This window comes from Streptococcus sp. 27098_8_148 (assembly GCF_041432105.1).
Taxonomy (GTDB): Bacteria; Bacillota; Bacilli; order Lactobacillales; family Streptococcaceae; genus Streptococcus; species Streptococcus parasanguinis_AE.
This window is the reverse complement of record NZ_JAPVYY010000003.1, coordinates 87,054-104,773: the sequence shown is the minus strand read 5'-3', so window position 1 is coordinate 104,773 and position 17,720 is coordinate 87,054. Positions and strand designations below refer to the sequence as shown.

Below are 17,720 nucleotides of genomic sequence, written 5' to 3'. Positions count from 1 at the left end.
GAATGATTTGAAAGGGAACTCTATGCAACATGTTTTTATTATCGGAAGTCGTGGGCTTCCGGCTCAATATGGCGGTTTTGAGACTTTTGTGGACCAATTGGTTTCGCATCAAGTGTCTCCAGATATCCAGTACCATGTTGCCTGCCTTTCTAATGATCAAGCTTATCAACATTTTGACTACAAGGGTGTGGATTGTTTTACCATTAAAGCCCCTAAGCTTGGGCCTGCGCGTGTCATCGCCTATGATATGATGGCCATCAACTATGCCTTGAAGCTTATTAAGAAACAAGGAATTGAACAGCCGATTTTTTACGTCTTGGGCAATACAATCGGAGCCTTTGTGGCGCCTTTTGCAAGCAAGATCCATAAGATAGGCGGACGATTTTATATCAATCCAGATGGACTGGAGTGGAAGCGGGCCAAGTGGGCCAAGCCGATCCAAGCCTATCTCAAGTATTCTGAAAAGGTCATGACACGCCACGCTGACTTGGTGATTTCTGACAACCCGGGTATAGAGTCTTATATCAAGGAAGCCTATTCTTGGTCTAAGACGACCTATATTGCTTATGGGACGGACCTATCTCCGACCAGACTAAACAGTCAGGATAATAAGGTTCGAGAATTCTATCAGAAGTGGCAGACTCAGGAAAAAAACTATTACCTAATTTTGGGCCGCTTTGTCCCAGAAAATAATTATGAGACCGCCATTCGTGAATTTATGGCCTCTTCCACCAAACGGGATTTGGTGATCATTTGTAACCAGGAAGGCAATCCTTATTTTGAGGAGCTCCGAGCTCGAACTGGATTTGATCAGGATCCTCGTGTTAAGTTTGTAGGAACGGTCTATGATCAAGACCTGTTGAAGTATATCCGTAAAGAAGCCTTTGCCTATATCCATGGTCATGAAGTGGGCGGAACTAATCCTGGGCTCTTAGAGGCTCTTGCCCAGACGGATCTGAATTTAGTTTTAGGAGTGTCCTTTAACCAAACGGTTGCCAAGGACACAGCTCACTATTGGACCAAAGAAAATGGAAATTTAGCGCATTTGATCAACCAGGTTGATTCTTTAGAAGATGTATCTGAATGGGGTCAACGTGCCAAGGCTAATATGAAGCAAAACTTTACCTGGGAAAAAATTGTAGGTGAGTACGAGGAATTATTCTTATCATGAAAGTAAATATCTTGTTGTCCACCTATAATGGTGAACAGTATCTAAAAGAGCAGGTCAAAAGTATCCAAGACCAGACTTATCAAGACTGGCAACTCTTGATCCGAGATGATGGGTCGACAGATGGTACGGTGAAGATTATTCAAGAGTTGGTGGCCCAAGATGAGCGCATTCGCTTTATCAACCAGGGAGCTATTGAAAATCTGGGCGTCATCAAGAGCTTCCATGCACTTCTGAAATATGAAAAAGCTGATCTTTACTGTTTCAGTGATCAAGATGATGTTTGGCTACCAGAAAAGATTGCCTTGCAAGTAGCAGAAGCGGCCAAGTACCCTCAAGAAGTGCCTTTGCTGGTCTACACAGATTTAAAAGTGGTCGATGAAAACTTGAACGTGCAGCATGAGAGTATGATTCGCACCCAGTCTGATCATGCCAATACAGAACTGATTCAAGAGCTGACAGAAAATACGGTAACTGGCGGTGTAGCCATGATAAACCACGCGTTGGCAGAGTTATGGACAGGTCAAGAAAAACATGCACTCCTTATGCATGACTGGTATTTGGCCTTGTTGGCAACTGCCTTTGGGAAGCTCATCTATATCGATCAGCCGACAGAATTGTACCGTCAGCACAGTAGCAATGTTCTGGGAGCTCGTACCCTTAGAAAACGGGTCAAAAACTGGGTTCGCCCTCATATTTTGTTTGCTAAATATTGGAATCTCATCAATTCCAGTCAAGAACAAGCAAAAAATTTATTGGATCTGCCTGTCAGTTCCCAAACTAAAGAAATCATTGAAAACTTTGTGACCATTATGGATGTCCCACTAAAAGAACGTCTGAGACGGATTCGTCAGTATGGTTACCGGAAGAACCGAGCTTTTCATACGGTTGTGTTTACCAGCTTGATTCTGACAAAGTTTGCATATCGAGGTAAAAAATAATGTTTGACGTTTTTAGTCAGAAAAATCGAATTTTATTAAGAGAATTAATCAAAACAGACTTTAAATTACGCTACCAAGGATCAGCGATTGGTTATCTTTGGTCCATTTTAAAGCCCTTGATGACCTTTACGATCATGTATATTGTCTTCATCCGATTCTTACGTTTGGGTGGAGATGTTCCCCATTTCCCAGTTGCCCTCTTGTTGGCCAATGTAATCTGGGGCTTCTTCTCAGAAGCCACATCTATGGGGATGGTGTCGATCGTTAGTCGAGGCGACCTGTTGCGGAAGTTGAACTTCTCCAAACACATCATTGTCTTGTCTGCGATTTCAGGAGCAGCCATCAACTTTGTTATTAACCTGGTTGTTGTCTTGATTTTTTCATTCTTTAATGGAGTGACATTTTCTTGGACAGCTTTGATGGTGATTCCGTTGTTCTTTGAGTTGTTCTTGATGGCGACAGGATGCGCATTGATCTTAGCGACATTTTTTGTTCGTTTCCGTGACTTGGGTCAAGTCTGGGAAGTACTCCTGCAAGCAGGCTTGTATGCGACGCCAATTATCTATCCGATTACCTTTATTGCAGACCGCAATCCATGGGCTGCTAAGTTGGTCATGATGAATCCTTTGGCTCAAATTATTCAAGACATGCGTTATTTCTTGATTGATAAGGCCAACACCCCTGTCTGGCTTTTGGTGGAAAATAAGTTCTTGGTTCTGATTCCTTATGTCTTGCCAATTCTTATTTTTGTTGCTGGCTTTGCTTACTTTAACAAACATGCTAAGAAATTTGCGGAGATTCTCTAATGACAGATAAACAAATTGCAGTAAAAGTAGACCATGTCAGCAAGTACTTTAAGTTGCCAACAGAGGCAACCAATAGCCTTCGAACTGCCCTGGTCAATCGCTTCAAAGGAATCAAAGGATACAAAGAACAACATGTTCTTAAGGATATTTCTTTTGAAGTAGAAAAAGGAGACTTTTTCGGGATCCTCGGAAGAAACGGTTCTGGAAAATCGACTCTCTTGAAAATCATTTCTGAAATCTATGTTCCTGAGAAAGGTTCTGTTACTATCGATGGGAAACTGGTGTCTTTTATCGAGCTTGGAGTGGGCTTTAACCCAGAACTGACAGGTCGTGAAAATGTCTATATGAATGGAGCTATGCTAGGCTTCTCGACAGCTGAAATTGATGCCATGTATGATGATATCGTAGACTTTGCCGAGTTGCATGAATTTATGAACCAAAAGCTTAAGAACTACTCATCAGGCATGCAGGTTCGTCTAGCCTTTTCAGTTGCCATTAAGGCCCAAGGCGATATCTTGATTTTGGATGAGGTCCTAGCAGTAGGAGATGAGGCCTTCCAGCGCAAGTGTAACGATTACTTCCAAGAGCGCAAGAAATCAGGGAAAACCACGATCCTGGTTACCCATGATATGGGAGCCGTCAAGAAATATTGTAACAAGGCTGTTTTGATTGAAAATGGATTGGTGAAAGCTTTAGGGAGTCCAGAAAATGTTGCCAATCAGTACAGTTTTGATAATACAGCTCCTTTGCAACAGGGAGGAGAAGCTAATGGAGCAGGTAATTCAAACCAGGAAGAAAATATCTTGGTTGAAAATTTTCAGCTTCAGTTGTTAAGCTCAAACAAATTACGTCCTCAAGATCCTATTCAGTTCCAGATTGATTTTGATGTTCGTGAAGATATCAGGACCTATATCGCTCTGTCTTTAACAGATATCGATCGGAACATTTGGATCTACAATGATAATTCTATGAATCAACTGATGAGTGGAACTGGGCATAAAACGGTTCATTATACTTGTTCACTGCCAACTGTAAATGACTTAAAAATGAAATTGGAAGTGACAGTAAGGGATGAGGAAGGGCAGATGTTGGCCTTTTCAGATGCCACCCAGACTCCACTGATCTTTATCAATCGAGATGATATCGCTTTGGATGATAAATCAGCAATGGATTCGGCAAGTGGCTTAATCCAACGCAATGGAACATGGTCAATGACTGACTAGACTGAGGGAAATATGGAAACGACGCCTTTTGTTTCGATTATTTGTACGGTTTTTAATAAAGAGCCCTGGCTAAAGAAGACGATTGATAGCTTCTTAGCCCAAGAGACAGAGTTTGATTATGAGATTATCTTGGTGGATGATGCTTCAAGCGATGGATCTCGTTCTATCATTCAGGATTATCAAGCCAACTACCCTGATCTGATTCGTGCCTTTTATCAGGATGAGAATCAGGGAATTTCTAAAACCTGGGTCTCTATCTGTAAAGAAGCACGTGGAAAGTATATTGCCCGCTGTGATGGAGATGATTTTTGGTTAGACCCTTTAAAACTTCAGAAACAGGTTGACTTATTAGAAAGTGAACCTGATTGCAAATGGTCCAATACAGATTTTGATATTTATGATGAACAAGGAACCCTCGTTTCTAAGGCCGGCTTTGCCAAACATACGATCCCATTAGCAGATACTTATGAAAAGATGCTGGCAACAAGAGGCTTTACCATGGCCTCTACATGGCTAGTTGATAGAGATCTGATGGTAGAAGTCAATCAAGAGTTAGACTTAACGACATCAGATGATACTTTCAACCTCCAATTGGAGCTCTTTCAACGGACTTCTTTAGCCTATCTGGATGAAGCGACAGTTGCTTATACCATTAATCAAGGATCGGATTCTCGTCCTACTGATTTTAAAAGATTAGAACGTCGTTTTCATAAGTTACTACAAACACAACTGGACTATCTTGATAAGTATCCAAATGCTGATTTTAAAGAGATGACGAGGATTCTTTTAGATCGGAATAATACTTATGAGATTCGCCTTTCCAAACCAATGGATTCTCTTTCACACATCGGAATGGAGTCTGTTACAATTTATTTTGGTAACGAAGAAAATACTTATTCGGAAGATCGTACCATGACCAAACTTCTTCAAAAAGAAGATAGTCTAGCAATCGAAATTCCGAAGGGAACTTCTGTTATCCGAGTTGATCTGTCTGAAAGTCCAAGTTATTACTCTGATGTTGAATTGAGAGATTCTAACGGAAAGGTTTGCTGGCCAGTTTATAGTAATGGTATCGTTACAGATAATTTGTTTCTTTTTAGTGAACCAGATCCTCAATTGATTTATGAAGTTGAAGAAGAAGGTGTGTATCAACTGAGCTATAAAATGATTTCTATAGATAATCCCTCTGCACCGGATTATATTGGAAAAGTTTTTGCTGCCGAAATGTTAGATTGTCAAAATAGTTTGAAAAATCTTGAGGCAGAGTTACAAGCTACGAAAGAAGCATATAATACAGTCATCCATTCTCGCCGTTGGACCATTCCAACAAAGATTTTGAAATTCTTAAGAATAAGGAAATAATATGCAACGTTTACTTTTATATGTTCACTACAATAAGTTCAATTTTATTAGTGGACATGTACTCTATCAATTAGAAAAGATTCGCCCCTTGTATTCACGGGTGGTCTTTATCTCCAATAGTCAACTACCAGAAGATGTGAAGTCTAATTTAGTAGCACAGCATCTGGTAGACGATATTCTAGAGCGCAAAAATAGTGGCTTTGACTTTGCGGCTTGGCGGGATGGAATGAAGACAGTTGGCTTTGACCAACTGGCTCATTTTGATTCGGTTACCCTCATGAATGATACCTGCTTTGGACCTCTTTGGGATCTAGAACCAATTTATCAGCAGTTCGAACAGGATAATGAAGTGGATTTCTGGGGAATGACCAATTACCGGAAAGACAAGGATTTTAACGAGCATATTCAGAGTTATTATCTTAGCTTTAAAAAACAGGTTATTGAATCAAGTACTTTCCATGAATTTTGGCAGGGAGTTCAGGACTTTACCAATGTTCAGGATGTGATCGATAACTACGAAACCAAGGTCACAACGAATTTCCTGGATGCTGGTTTTCGCTATAAGACTGTCTTTGATACCATTCATGAAGACACCACAGGAATGCTCTATCCGGACTTTTCTTACTATAATCCTACAGCGATTCTCAATCATAAGGTTCCTTTCATCAAAGTCAAAACCATTGCAAACAATGAAGGAATTATGCCTTATATTTTTGACGAGTTGGAGCGTGTATCGGACTATCCATTGGATTTGATACTCAACCACATGTCTATGATAGATCGTCCGGACTATCCTTATCTCTTGTCTCGTAAGTACTTGAAAAAACTGGAATTAGCTGGAGAGTTTGGTAAAAAAGTTGCGGTTCATCTTCATGTCTTTTATGTGGACCTTTTAGAAGAGTTTCTAGATGCTTTCCAAGCCTTTCATTTTGCTTATGACTTATGGATCACGACAGATGTAGAAGAGAAGAAGCAGGCTATTGAACAAATTCTTTCTAATCGGTCACAAGATGCGACGGTTGTAGTGACTGGAAACATTGGACGAGATGTGTTACCAATGCTGCTCTTAAAAGAGCAACTCTCAAAATACGATTATGTTGGTCATTTCCATACCAAGAAATCCAAAGAAGCAGATTTCTGGGCAGGTGAATCTTGGCGGAAAGAATTGATCGAGATGTTGGTCAAACCGGCTGATCAAATCCTAGCCAATATGGAAGCCAATCCAAAAGTCGGAATCACTATCGCAGATATTCCAACTTTCTTCCGTTACAATCGAATAGTGGTTGCCTGGAATGAGGCTCTTATTTCACCAGAGATGAATAAGCTCTGGGAACGGATGGGAGCGACCAAGACGATTGACTTCAAAAATCTCAATACCTTTGTCATGAGTTATGGGACCTTTGTTTGGTTTAAATATGATGCTTTGAAACCACTCTTTGATTTGAATTTGACAGCAACAGATGTTCCAGCTGAACCTCTACCTCAAAATTCGATATTGCATGCGATCGAACGTTTGTTGATCTACATTGCTTGGGACCAAAAATATGACTTTAGGATCTCTCAAAATCCTCATGTCCTGACACCATTTATTGATAATAAGCAATTGAACAATCGTGAAGATCTCCAACCCCATACCTTTGTGGACTTTAATCAAATTGGGGGGATCAAAGGAGCCTTGAAGTATATCGTAATCGGTCCTGCAAGAGCTGTGAAATATATACTAAAAAGAATGATAAAAAGAAAGTAGAGTAAATTATATGGGAGTTATTGATAAGACTAAAATTAGAAATATTTTAATCGCTATATTTTTAGTATTATTTTCAAGGGTGTTTTTGGCTAGTTTATTTCAGTTTACTATCAATCTCAAAATTATACTATTAATTATTAGTATTGTGATTTATTTTATTCTTTTTGATCCAAAAGACAAAAAGAAATTGCCAATTAATGCTTTTTTTCTGATAATTATTTTTGGTAGTGTCATTTCAGTAGTGAAACCAGTTCAATATGGATTAGATGAAGAGTCTCATTTACCAAACGTCATTAGTATTTCTGATAGTCCTATTTTTAAATATTCTAATGAGAAATTGGAAGATTATAATTCAGTTTTTAAATATGATGCACTAAGAAATCCTAGTAAAAAAGATAAAAATTATTGGTTCAATGTTGAGCATAAGAAAAGTAAAATTAAAGGAGTAAGAGTTGGATTTGATAATCCAGCCTTCATTCCTAGTGCAATTGGATGGAATATAGGTAGATTAATCTCTAAAAAAGTGTTTGTTTCCTATTATTTGGGAAGAATCTTCGAAGTAATAGCATATGCCATTCTAGTATTTATTGCATTAAAAATCAGCAAAGTTTATAGAGAAGCGATATATTTATTTTCTACATTTCCTGCAGTATTGTACATCATAGCAGGTTATCATTATGATTATTTATATTTTGGAGCAACATTAATTAGTCTTGCTTTATTGACAAATATTCTATCAGGTGAACGTAAAATTGATAGAAAATATGCTTTTGCATTTCAATTCTCTACATTATTATTTTCATTTGCAAAATTTCCGTTTGTATTAATTGGAAGTCTATTTTCAATATTGCCAAATAAGTATTACCAGGATAAATCAGTAAGAAAATTCAGTTCAATCCTGTTTGGTTTAAATTTGTTAATTTCCTTTACATACGTTGGAATCATTAAATTGTTTGCTTCAGACAATGCTTTGTCAGGCAAAGGACCAGGACTATTATATTTTGTAACACATCCATTACCATTAATTAGAACTTTACTTTTAGCGCCATACGGTATTATTCATGACTTTGTTTCTGAACCATTGAAATATGTTTCAGAATCGTCTCCGTTTTTAATTGCAATTTCGATAGTTACTTTCTTTTTCGCTATGTTTGTCATTGCATTAAAAAATAAAATTGAAATGCCAACATTTTTTAAATATTACTGTCTTCTTTTACTTGCAGGTATTGCCTCATTAATAGTAATTGCTATTTCAGGAGATCCTAGGGTATACCACAAAGGTGATATTACTGTAGGTGGTGTACAAGGTCGTTATTATTATTTTATTCTGATGTTTTTGCCACTTTTTTGTGGATCATGGTTTAGAAAATTATTTGGTTTTTTAGATATGACCATTCAAAATGAAGATTCGAATTTTGAATGTAGTTTGCAATATATGTTAGTGTATTTAAATATTTTAACAATTAGTATCGGAATATACACTCAATTGCAGGGATAAAAAAATTTTTAGAAAGGATAAAAAATGAAGAGAAAGAGGAAATTAGATTTTAGAGATTTTCTTTTTAAAATTTATAATAAAATAACAAGAACACAAAAGTACTGTATAACTCTCTTTCTTTTATTTTTTATAAGCAACACTTTCTTAACACAAAATTTGATTTCTAAAGAGATCAAATCAACAGGATCTGTATTGTTCATAGTTAATCAGTTTGGTATTTGGTTTGGAATTGCATTCTTAATTCTAGTTTTACTAATTTCACAATACGCTTTAAAATGGATTTTTTTCCTTAAAATTTTAGTTTCATACGTAATCTATTTAATACTATCATACTCGATTGATATTTCGCTTAATATTAATAATCCTAGTTATAAGATTGATCATTTCCAAAAAAATAATTTTTGGCAATTTAATTCTCTAGTATTTATTTTATCATTGTTAGTGATTTCTTATGTTTTGGGTCAGATCAAAAAATCATATGATAATAAAGCGAATAGAAAAAAATTAGAACCTATTGGGAAACTGTTCGAATATGTCTTGCATTCTAGCATAGTTTGTTCGTTCATTTTTACTGATTCTAAAATTCTTTCTTTTTTGTATCGTACATCATGGTATGTATCTGGAAATTTTGAGAAATTAGGAGCAGGAAAGTACTCCTTGAGCCAATTTTGGATTTTAGAATTTTATTTGCTACTCTTAAGTATTTTCCTGACTTTAGTTGGCTTGCTTTTTGTAAAAGGACAAGTTGATGTAGTAAAAAATAGGTCTAGTTTTTCGCTAGCTGTATTTACAAGTATTAGTCTTGCAATATTATTTAATACAGGAATTCAATTGGGTCTAGGACATGGGGAACCTTTGGTTGGATACTCAATATTTCCTGGAGGTGTAATCTTTCAGATATTATGCTTATCTTATCTGTTTATTTTTCTATACATATTTCTTAATAGATATTTATTTACGACAATATTAATTTTATTTGGTGGTGTTCTGTTTATTGTTGCGAATGCTATAAAATTTAGTATGCGTGCGGAACCAATTTTGCCAAGTGATTTGGTCTGGGTATTTCAACCTTCTGTTTTATTTAGTTTTGTAGATGCTTCGGTTTTAATGACTGTGAGTATTTCCTTAGTCATTTTTACGTTTATCTATATAATAGGACGGAGATATATTTATCCAGGTAGAATTATTCGTGCAACGATCTTAAGATTTGTTTTATTAGGACTTATGCTCTTATTGTCCATTAATGTTTATTCTATTTTTAAAAGAAAAGATAATGGAAAAATTATTGATGACGTTCCGATTATTACTTTGTTAAATAATTTCCAAGATACAAAATGGTTAGGAAATTCCATAAACGCTAGATATCGATCGTTGTCATATGTATGGTTGAATCAAATAACAACAGATCCAATTATAGAACCGAAGGGATATAGTAAAGAAAAAATCAAAGAAATTGAGAAGAAATATGATCAAGTAGCTTTAGAAATCAATAAAAATAGAAATGAGTTAATTGATAATCAAACGATTGTTTATGTTTTAAGTGAGAGTTTTGCTGACCCATCAAGAATTGAAGGGGTAAGTTTATCTAGAAATCCTATACCAAAAATTCAAGAAATTAAGGCAAAAGTTACAAGTGGATTAATGCAATCGGATGGTTATGGTGGTGGAACTGCAAATATGGAGTTCCAAACATTGACGGGGTTACCTTTTTATAATATTAATCCTACAGTTTCTGTATTGTACTCAGAGGTTGCTCCTAAAATGAAAAAACTAATTTCAGTTAGTGATTCATTTAATAATAAAGAAGTTATTCATTTCGAATCTCCAATTAATTATTCTAGAAATGTAATTTACAATAGATTGAAATTCAATAAATTTATAAGTATTGATGATAAAAAGAATTATGATTTAGGTTATCAAGAAGTACATATAAGTGATGAATCTACGTATAAGGCAGTATTAAAAGAGATGGATGCTAAAAAGAATCAGTTCTTTTCTGTCATTACAATTCAAAATCACTCCCCATTTATAGCAGGAGAACCTTCAGACTTAACAGCAACAGGCAGAGGTTTTTCAGATGATGAAAATACCAAGCTAACGAATTATTCACGTCTTTTAACCTTTACCGACACCGCCACCCAATCCTTCCTGGAAAGTCTTTCTAAAATCGATAAGAAGATTACAGTGGTATTTTATGGGGATCATTTGCCAGGTCTTTATCCTGAGTCCGCCTTTAAGAATAATCCGGAGAGTCAGTATCAGACAGACTACTTCATTTGGAGTAATTTTGATGCACCGAAATTGAACTATCCTTTGGTTAATTCAAGTGATTTCTCTGCTATGGTCTTTGAACAGACCAATTCAAAAGTTTCACCTTACTATGCTTTGTTGACAGAAGTGCTGAAAAAAGCAAGTGTCGATAAAAAGGCCTTAGAAGGAGAAGCGCAAGAAATTGCAGAGGATTTGAAAATGGTTGAATACGACTTGATTAGTGGGAAAGATTACCTTTCTAAAGACTTCTTTAAAGTTCCAACTAATAAATCCAATTAAAAGGAGAGCAAGCAGTTAAAAATCTTCGTGATTTTGGCTGTCTGGCTCCCTTTTTTTTGTTTTTTATGCTAAACTATTAGATGGGGGTACGCTCATGATTAAGATATTTGGAAAGGTCCATTATCATTGGCAACCGGACTTATCTATTCTTGTGACTTATTGGTCCATTGCAGTGATTCCGGTCTTTATTGGACTGGCCTTGATGTATGAGAGCTCTAGTGTGCCAACGCTAGTTTTGTTTTCGTTCTTTTTATTTATGGCCTTGCTCGCGATTGGGGTCCATCGTTACTTCACGATCTATGAGGATGGGATCTTACGGATTATTACAGCCAATCCTTTTACTCCAATCAAGGTGCAGATTGACTCGATCGAAAAGGTCGAAGTTAATAAGAAATCGATCAAGCTCATATTTAATGATGGATCGCGCAGTCGAACATTCTGTATGCGTAAATGGCCGAAAAAATACTTTATCAATGCACTTGCCTTAAATCCTTATTTTAAGGGAGAAGTAATCCTGACGGACAATTTCATCCATGTGGATTACTACGAGATGTATTATGCAAACAAATAAAAAGCCCTCTTAATCTTTTAAGAGAGCACGGGTGGGGCATTCTTTAATAGCCTCGAGAACATCGTTTGTGACAGGAACTTCCTTTTCAAGGAGGTCGTCCTCTTCAGCAGCAAATTTAACGATGCCATTGTCATGGTAATCAAATAATTCAGAATAGGTCTGACAGAGACCGCAAGCGATGCAACGATCTGGAATTAACGTAACTTTCATACTTCTATTGTAATGATTTTTACGAGAAAAAACAAGGAGGAAGTCATGGCAAAAGAACCATGGGAAGAAGATATTTACGATGATGGAGAAGAAACATTGAAAAGAACGAGTAAGTTAAACGGAATCAAGGCAGATCGTCTATTGACGATTTTAGCCATTATTTTCTTTGTAGTAGTAGTGGCGATGGTCTGCTTGTTGATCTTCCTTTCAACAGGTGGCAGCAATAAATCAAAACAAATGTCTGGTTTCTACAATGGAGAGACTAAGGTTGAACAGAAATCATCAGCCCCTGCAGCACAAAATGACCAAGCGGCTAAAGACGATAGTTCAAAAGATGAGAACTCTGAAGAAGGCACGATCACTGTTCAAGCAGGTGAAGGGGAAGCAGCGATCGCTGCGCGTGCTGGTATTTCCATTGCCCAATTGGAACAGTTAAATCCATCTCATATGTCTACAGGATCTTGGTATGCCAATCCTGGTGATGTCGTTAAGATTCAGTAGGAGTTGAGGACAGCATGAAACAAATTCAAATTGCCATTGATGGACCGGCTTCTAGTGGAAAATCCACAGTTGCAAAGATCATTGCCAAGGATCTAGGCTATACGTATCTAGACACAGGAGCTATGTACCGTGCAGCGACTTACCTAGCTTTGCAAAATAATCTGACAGCTGAACAGGTTGATGACCTCTTAGCCCTTTTAGATCAGTATCCAATTAGTTTCGGTCGTTCGGAAGAAGGAGAGCAGCTTGTCTTTGTAGCGGACGTGGATATTACTCACCCGATTCGCGATAACCAAGTGACCAACAATGTTTCATGGGTTGCAGCGCTTGCGCCGATCCGTGAAAAACTTGTCACTCTACAGCAAGAAATTGCAGCAGAGGGGGGCATCGTTATGGATGGACGCGATATTGGGACAGTCGTCCTTCCACATGCAGAGTTGAAGATCTTTTTGGTCGCTTCTGTTGAGGAGCGGGCAGAACGTCGTTATAAGGAAAATGTTGAAAAGGGCATCACAGCGGATCTTGAATTGTTGAAAAAAGAAATCGCTGAGCGTGACTATAAGGACAGCCACCGTACCGTTTCTCCTTTGAAACCTGCAGCTGATGCCATTCATTTTGACACAACGGGTGTTGGAATTGCAGACGTTGTTGCATTTATTGAAGAAAAAGCAAAAAAACTTCTTGACAAAGAATAAAAAACTTGATATCATATAAAAGTTGAGAAAAGCAGAAGTGAGAACTTCTCGCCTTGTGACGCAAGTTGCCTGGCCCCTACGGATCAAGTTTCAGAAATGAAATACATCATGTAGTTCGGGCCTGTTTTGCAGGTCCGTTCTTTGTTTTTCTCGAATAATAAAAAAGAGGTGAAAACCATAGCAAAGCAAGACTTATTCATCAATGATGAAATTCGTGTACGTGAAGTTCGCTTAATCGGTCTTGAAGGTGAGCAATTGGGTATCAAACCACTTAGCGAAGCGCAAGCACTTGCGGACGACGCTAATGTTGACTTGGTTCTCATTCAACCTCAAGCTAAACCTCCTGTTGCGAAAATTATGGACTACGGTAAGTTCAAATTTGAGTACCAGAAGAAGCAAAAAGAACAACGCAAAAAACAAAGCGTTGTGACCGTGAAAGAAGTTCGTTTGAGCCCAGTAATTGACAAGGGTGATTTCGATACAAAACTTCGCAATGCTCGCAAATTCCTTGAAAAAGGAAATAAAGTGAAGGTATCCATTCGCTTTAAGGGTCGTATGATTACCCACAAAGAGATTGGTGCTAAAGTTTTAGCCGACTTCGCTGAAGCGACACAAGATGTGGCGATCATCGAACAACGAGCTAAGATGGATGGACGTCAAATGTTCATGCAATTGGCGCCAGCAACTGACAAGAAATAATCTGTCAGAAAGTTAAAAAAAGGAGAAAATATCATGCCAAAACAAAAAACACACCGCGCATCAGCTAAACGTTTCAAACGTACAGGTTCTGGTGGACTTAAACGTTTCCGTGCTTACACTTCTCACCGTTTCCACGGAAAAACTAAGAAACAACGTCGTCATCTTCGTAAAGCATCTATGGTGCATGCAGGAGATTTTAAACGTATCAAAGCAATGCTTACTCGCTTAAAATAATTGCGTATTTGTAAGTAAAGAATTCTAGGAAATATTGGAGGAAATATAAATGGCACGTGTTAAAGGTGGCGTTGTATCACGCAAACGTCGTAAACGTATTCTTAAATTAGCTAAAGGTTACTATGGAGCTAAACATATCTTGTTCCGTACTGCAAAAGAACAAGTAATGAACTCTTACTACTATGCATACCGTGACCGTCGTCAAAAGAAACGTGACTTCCGTAAATTATGGATCACACGTATCAATGCGGCAGCTCGTTTGAACGGACTTTCATACTCACAATTGATGCATGGTTTGAAATTGGCTGAGATCGAAGTTAACCGTAAAATGCTTGCTGACTTGGCTGTTAACGATGCAGCAGCTTTCACAGCTCTTGCAGATGCAGCTAAAGCAAAACTTGGTAAATAATGTTTATAATAGGCTGGGCAAAAGTTGTCCAGCCTTTGATGTATGATAGAAATAACTGTATGACGCAGTGGTTGATTGGTATCTTTATTCGCTTTTTAAGCTCTAAAGATGACCTATGTTGACGGAAACTATGTTTCCTTTATCTGCAACCTTCAACAGTCTCCCAGACTGTTGAAGCTGTGCGGGGGTGGGAAGATTGAAAAGGTTTGGGGAACCTTTTCAACCTTTTTTATATTAGGAGTTCTTTCCCACTCCCTTTTTTTCTTGTTGATTTCATGCTATAATGAAAATAATCGTAACCGATATGAGGAGGATATAAAGGTGACACATAATCGACTAGCATGGGATGAATATTTTGCAGCACAGGCCTTACTGATTTCGAATCGAGCGACATGTAATCGAGCGAAAGTAGGCGCTGTTCTAGTTAAGGATAATAAGGTCATTGCAACCGGGTATAATGGGTCTGTTTCTGGGACAGATCACTGTTTAGAGGATGGCTGCCTCATGGTCGAGGGACACTGTGTCCGGACGATTCATGCGGAAGTCAATGCGATTTTGCAAGGAGCTGAACGTGGAATTCCCAAAGGCTTTACAGCTTATGTGACGCATTTTCCTTGTCTCAATTGTACCAAGCAATTGCTTCAAGTCGGCTGCAAGCGGGTCGTTTATATCCATCAATACCGCATCGATGAATATGCCGAGTATCTTTACCGTGAAAAAGAAGTAGAACTGGTCAATTTACCAATTGAAGAAGTGAAACGAGCTATTGCAGAGGCTGATTTTATTTAGGGAAGATTTCCCAACTATTTCATGATATGTTAACAATCTAATTGTAAACCTGTCCAAATTAATTTTTAAGAGATAGCATTGAATAGATGGCTATCATGAAAAGAATAATGGAATCAAGTATAATGGTGTTAAAGGAAAAACATAAAAATATAAGAAAGGTAGGAGAAAATGATGACAAATCAAGAGAAACATTTTGAAGATAATAAAGAACATAGCAAGATCAGTGAAGATTATCCCAATTCTGTATTTGTTCAGAATCCTCCAAAAGAAAATAGCTTACATTCTATTCTTCTTTCAGTGACATTTTACATATCCATTATCTATCTTGTATTGTTTGTCTTTTACTTTGCACCTTGGGGTGATGGTTGGGGATTTGTCGTTTTGATTTTCCTTGGTCCAAACTTATTAAGTCTTGCGATTGGAGCCTCTCTAATTCGACTAGGGATGAAGAAGGGGAATAAAAGCCTTCTCTATGCGAGTGTTGGACTCTATCTGCTGTCTATCATCTTGGCTTTTGATCCGGACTGGGAAATATTTCGAATTGCTCCCTTATGTTTAGGTATTTTGGATTTAATTGGAATTGTATTGCTTAAAAATGAAGAGTGATGCTAGCAGGTAGGATGTTCAATCCTATCTTTTTTATTTATTTAGTACTGATAACGCACTAAGAAAACGGTTACAAATTGTGTTATAATTTAAATAAATGAATCGTTAAATACTTTTCTTAGAAAGTGGAGGAGAATCTATGTCTAGAAAAAAATGGTATGGTATACTGCTAATTCTTGAAGCAATTCTTTATCTTGTTTCTTATGGTAGTAGTCTAGTAGAGAGCTATAATGCCCAAAATTTAAATGGAGATATACCACTGATCACTACCTCTAGTATTTTTTCTATATGGAATGGAATGATTATTTGCTGGGTAATTTGGAGAATCATGAAGCAACGTTTAAATGTTGAAGGATTGATAGCTGTTCTTCTCCTCTCGATTATCCAACTACTTATGCTTGTTTTACCCTCTTTTTCCCCAACAAATCTGATGAACATTTCCTTTCTGCTAAATATCATTTGTTTAATATGGATTTGCTTGCTTATAAAGAATGTAGAAATGAGGGAGCTTTTAAACAATTGGAAAAGTAAAGATAGTTGGAAATCATCGATAGCTTATTTAGTACTATTTGTTGCCTCTACAAATATTTCTCCACTATTTATATTGATTGGTATGGATAGAACGAGTGACATTTACGCTTTTACACTTCGATACATTGTAATGGAGTTAATGTTTCTACTTCTGATTAATGTTATGATCACAAATACAAGTGAGAAACTTCAGAAAGTATTTTCTCTCTTGCTCATTTTATCTTCTCTTGTTGAGATAGGTGCAGTATACTCTTTCATCACTCGTATAAGTTTTTACGGTCTCTTTTATCTTCTCTTATCGATTTATATTGCTTGTCGTGTTTTTGGTTTGTTTGAGAAAGTTGCAGATAGCTGGGAGTCCAAGGTGAAAGTACAAGATCTATCATCTATTGAAACTAAATCAGAGATGGAAAACTCTCAAGTAGAAGGAGAGATAGATGTAAACGATCTGTTGAATGCTGATATACAATCAAACAATGATAAAGAAAATTCGCCAAAGAGGATCATTCTTCATTCGTCTTGGTTATGGAGCGCCCTTATAATAGCAGTCTGCCACCTTGGTATTATGATTTTTCCTTTATTTTTAGGAAACCCCATGTATCTACTGATCTTATATATTGGTGCCATCCATTATATTTGTTTTATGATTGCGACTTTCATCCTTTTCATAGCTATGAGGAATGGAAATGTGGGTCTCTTAAATACATCAGCCGTCTTATTTATTGTTTCCATCATAGGTACGCTAGATCCTTATTGGACAGGTCCAAATATTTTATCCTTGGTTTTAGGAGTCCTGGTATTTATTGGAGGTATATTATTTAAAAATGGAGACTGATTAAAGTAGATAGGGTTGAAAATTTTTAAAGAACTGTTATCATTTAAGTAGGTGGTAGGTTTTCGAGTACCCATTGGTACGCGGATGTCTACCATTTTTGAAGATAAAAAAGCACCGTGTGAGGGTGCTAGATCTTGCCTGCTGAACTCGTCAATTGATAGATACCCTACGGGGTATTTTTGTGAACTTTTTAGGAACTTTGAGGACTGTTTAAGTCAGTTTAACTGGGTAGTGCATAGACCGAAAAAGCTGATTTAATGGGCTTTTTGAAAAATCATTTTCCATATCATATGTAATGTGTTATAATGAAGTGTTATATGGTCCCGATAAGGTGGTAGAAATCTT

General features: G+C 37.1%; 18 protein-coding genes and 1 other annotated feature. Of the genes, 17 read left to right on the top strand and 1 reads right to left on the bottom strand.

Annotated elements, in window-relative coordinates; translation table 11 throughout:
- Positions 1 to 22 precede the first annotated feature (22 nt).
- From cps2T to O3646_RS03475, 9 genes are all read left to right on the top strand, one after another.
- The gene (gene cps2T, locus O3646_RS03515) at positions 23 to 1,171 is read left to right on the top strand and encodes a beta 1-4 rhamnosyltransferase Cps2T (protein WP_049522874.1); all 1,149 of its coding nucleotides are present in this window, start codon (positions 23 to 25) and stop codon (positions 1,169 to 1,171) included.
- A complete protein-coding gene (locus tag O3646_RS03510; protein ID WP_049522873.1) occupies positions 1,168 to 2,109 on the top strand; it encodes a glycosyltransferase family 2 protein in 942 nt (313 codons plus the stop codon). Before cps2T ends, O3646_RS03510 begins: the two co-directional genes overlap by 4 nt.
- A complete protein-coding gene (locus O3646_RS03505) occupies positions 2,109 to 2,915 on the top strand; it encodes an ABC transporter permease (protein WP_003003247.1) in 807 nt (268 codons plus the stop codon). The genes O3646_RS03510 and O3646_RS03505 overlap by 1 nt, the downstream gene beginning before the upstream one ends.
- Positions 2,915 to 4,138 (top strand): ABC transporter ATP-binding protein, encoded by a 1,224-nt coding sequence (locus O3646_RS03500; protein ID WP_049522872.1) that lies wholly within the window; start codon positions 2,915 to 2,917, stop codon positions 4,136 to 4,138. Before O3646_RS03505 ends, O3646_RS03500 begins: the two co-directional genes overlap by 1 nt.
- 12 nt (positions 4,139 to 4,150) lie before the next feature.
- The gene (locus tag O3646_RS03495) at positions 4,151 to 5,500 is read left to right on the top strand and encodes a glycosyltransferase family 2 protein (RefSeq protein ID WP_049522871.1); all 1,350 of its coding nucleotides are present in this window, start codon (positions 4,151 to 4,153) and stop codon (positions 5,498 to 5,500) included.
- Between the two features lies 1 nt (position 5,501).
- A complete protein-coding gene (locus O3646_RS03490) occupies positions 5,502 to 7,247 on the top strand; it encodes a rhamnan synthesis F family protein (RefSeq protein ID WP_247920162.1) in 1,746 nt (581 codons plus the stop codon).
- 10 nt (positions 7,248 to 7,257) lie between these two features.
- Positions 7,258 to 8,745: a DUF2142 domain-containing protein gene (locus tag O3646_RS03485; RefSeq protein WP_049522869.1), complete on the top strand. Its 1,488-nt coding sequence runs from the start codon at positions 7,258 to 7,260 to the stop codon at positions 8,743 to 8,745.
- A gap of 24 nt (positions 8,746 to 8,769) precedes the next feature.
- The gene (locus O3646_RS03480) at positions 8,770 to 11,295 is read left to right on the top strand and encodes an LTA synthase family protein (RefSeq protein WP_371610549.1); all 2,526 of its coding nucleotides are present in this window, start codon (positions 8,770 to 8,772) and stop codon (positions 11,293 to 11,295) included.
- Between the two features lie 94 nt (positions 11,296 to 11,389).
- A complete protein-coding gene (locus tag O3646_RS03475) occupies positions 11,390 to 11,866 on the top strand; it encodes an EbsA family protein (protein ID WP_049522867.1) in 477 nt (158 codons plus the stop codon).
- 9 nt (positions 11,867 to 11,875) lie between these two features.
- On the opposite strand, the gene O3646_RS03470 is transcribed toward O3646_RS03475, so the two are convergent.
- Positions 11,876 to 12,076: a ferredoxin gene (locus O3646_RS03470; protein WP_003003472.1), complete on the bottom strand. Its 201-nt coding sequence runs from the start codon at positions 12,074 to 12,076 to the stop codon at positions 11,876 to 11,878.
- A 45-nt stretch (positions 12,077 to 12,121) separates the two neighbouring features.
- Here O3646_RS03470 and O3646_RS03465 point away from each other — a divergent pair, with 45 nt between their 5' ends.
- From O3646_RS03465 to O3646_RS03430, 8 genes are all read left to right on the top strand, one after another.
- The gene (locus tag O3646_RS03465) at positions 12,122 to 12,577 is read left to right on the top strand and encodes an SAG1386/EF1546 family surface-associated protein (protein ID WP_049522866.1); all 456 of its coding nucleotides are present in this window, start codon (positions 12,122 to 12,124) and stop codon (positions 12,575 to 12,577) included.
- 14 nt (positions 12,578 to 12,591) lie between these two features.
- Positions 12,592 to 13,272 (top strand): (d)CMP kinase, encoded by a 681-nt coding sequence (gene cmk / locus O3646_RS03460; RefSeq protein WP_003006695.1) that lies wholly within the window; start codon positions 12,592 to 12,594, stop codon positions 13,270 to 13,272.
- Between the two features lie 23 nt (positions 13,273 to 13,295).
- Positions 13,296 to 13,424, top strand: a sequence feature (ribosomal protein L20 leader region).
- 16 nt (positions 13,425 to 13,440) lie between these two features.
- Positions 13,441 to 13,971, top strand: a complete 531-nt coding sequence (gene infC / locus O3646_RS03455; protein ID WP_003003721.1) for a translation initiation factor IF-3 — start codon at positions 13,441 to 13,443, stop codon at positions 13,969 to 13,971.
- 33 nt (positions 13,972 to 14,004) lie between these two features.
- Positions 14,005 to 14,205, top strand: coding sequence for a 50S ribosomal protein L35 (gene rpmI / locus O3646_RS03450; RefSeq protein WP_003003453.1), 201 nt, complete (start codon positions 14,005 to 14,007; stop codon positions 14,203 to 14,205).
- A gap of 49 nt (positions 14,206 to 14,254) precedes the next feature.
- Positions 14,255 to 14,614 carry a 50S ribosomal protein L20 gene (gene rplT / locus O3646_RS03445; protein WP_000124830.1) on the top strand — a complete coding sequence of 120 codons (360 nt, stop codon included), beginning with the start codon at positions 14,255 to 14,257 and terminating at the stop codon, positions 14,612 to 14,614.
- Between the two features lie 321 nt (positions 14,615 to 14,935).
- Positions 14,936 to 15,403: a deaminase gene (locus O3646_RS03440; protein ID WP_049490930.1), complete on the top strand. Its 468-nt coding sequence runs from the start codon at positions 14,936 to 14,938 to the stop codon at positions 15,401 to 15,403.
- Between the two features lie 171 nt (positions 15,404 to 15,574).
- Positions 15,575 to 16,009: a hypothetical protein gene (locus O3646_RS03435; protein WP_223142016.1), complete on the top strand. Its 435-nt coding sequence runs from the start codon at positions 15,575 to 15,577 to the stop codon at positions 16,007 to 16,009.
- 139 nt (positions 16,010 to 16,148) lie between these two features.
- Positions 16,149 to 17,375, top strand: coding sequence for an ABC transporter permease (locus tag O3646_RS03430; RefSeq protein WP_371610548.1), 1,227 nt, complete (start codon positions 16,149 to 16,151; stop codon positions 17,373 to 17,375).
- Positions 17,376 to 17,720 lie beyond the last annotated feature (345 nt).

Bases quoted from the DNA above. Each gene is read 5' to 3' on its own strand.
- O3646_RS03500 (WP_049522872.1), top strand. From the start codon at position 2,915: ATGACAGATAAACAAATTGCAGTAAAAGTAGACCATGTCAGCAAGTAC.
- O3646_RS03510 (WP_049522873.1), top strand. From the start codon at position 1,168: ATGAAAGTAAATATCTTGTTGTCCACCTATAATGGTGAACAGTATCTA.
- rpmI (WP_003003453.1), top strand. From the start codon at position 14,005: ATGCCAAAACAAAAAACACACCGCGCATCAGCTAAACGTTTCAAACGT.
- O3646_RS03485 (WP_049522869.1), top strand. From the start codon at position 7,258: ATGGGAGTTATTGATAAGACTAAAATTAGAAATATTTTAATCGCTATA.
- cmk (WP_003006695.1), top strand. From the start codon at position 12,592: ATGAAACAAATTCAAATTGCCATTGATGGACCGGCTTCTAGTGGAAAA.
- O3646_RS03435 (WP_223142016.1), top strand. From the start codon at position 15,575: ATGACAAATCAAGAGAAACATTTTGAAGATAATAAAGAACATAGCAAG.
- O3646_RS03505 (WP_003003247.1), top strand. From the start codon at position 2,109: ATGTTTGACGTTTTTAGTCAGAAAAATCGAATTTTATTAAGAGAATTA.
- O3646_RS03470 (WP_003003472.1), bottom strand. From the start codon at position 12,076: ATGAAAGTTACGTTAATTCCAGATCGTTGCATCGCTTGCGGTCTCTGT.
- O3646_RS03465 (WP_049522866.1), top strand. From the start codon at position 12,122: ATGGCAAAAGAACCATGGGAAGAAGATATTTACGATGATGGAGAAGAA.
- rplT (WP_000124830.1), top strand. From the start codon at position 14,255: ATGGCACGTGTTAAAGGTGGCGTTGTATCACGCAAACGTCGTAAACGT.
- cps2T (WP_049522874.1), top strand. From the start codon at position 23: ATGCAACATGTTTTTATTATCGGAAGTCGTGGGCTTCCGGCTCAATAT.
- O3646_RS03475 (WP_049522867.1), top strand. From the start codon at position 11,390: ATGATTAAGATATTTGGAAAGGTCCATTATCATTGGCAACCGGACTTA.
- O3646_RS03430 (WP_371610548.1), top strand. From the start codon at position 16,149: ATGTCTAGAAAAAAATGGTATGGTATACTGCTAATTCTTGAAGCAATT.
- O3646_RS03490 (WP_247920162.1), top strand. From the start codon at position 5,502: ATGCAACGTTTACTTTTATATGTTCACTACAATAAGTTCAATTTTATT.
- O3646_RS03480 (WP_371610549.1), top strand. From the start codon at position 8,770: ATGAAGAGAAAGAGGAAATTAGATTTTAGAGATTTTCTTTTTAAAATT.
- O3646_RS03495 (WP_049522871.1), top strand. From the start codon at position 4,151: ATGGAAACGACGCCTTTTGTTTCGATTATTTGTACGGTTTTTAATAAA.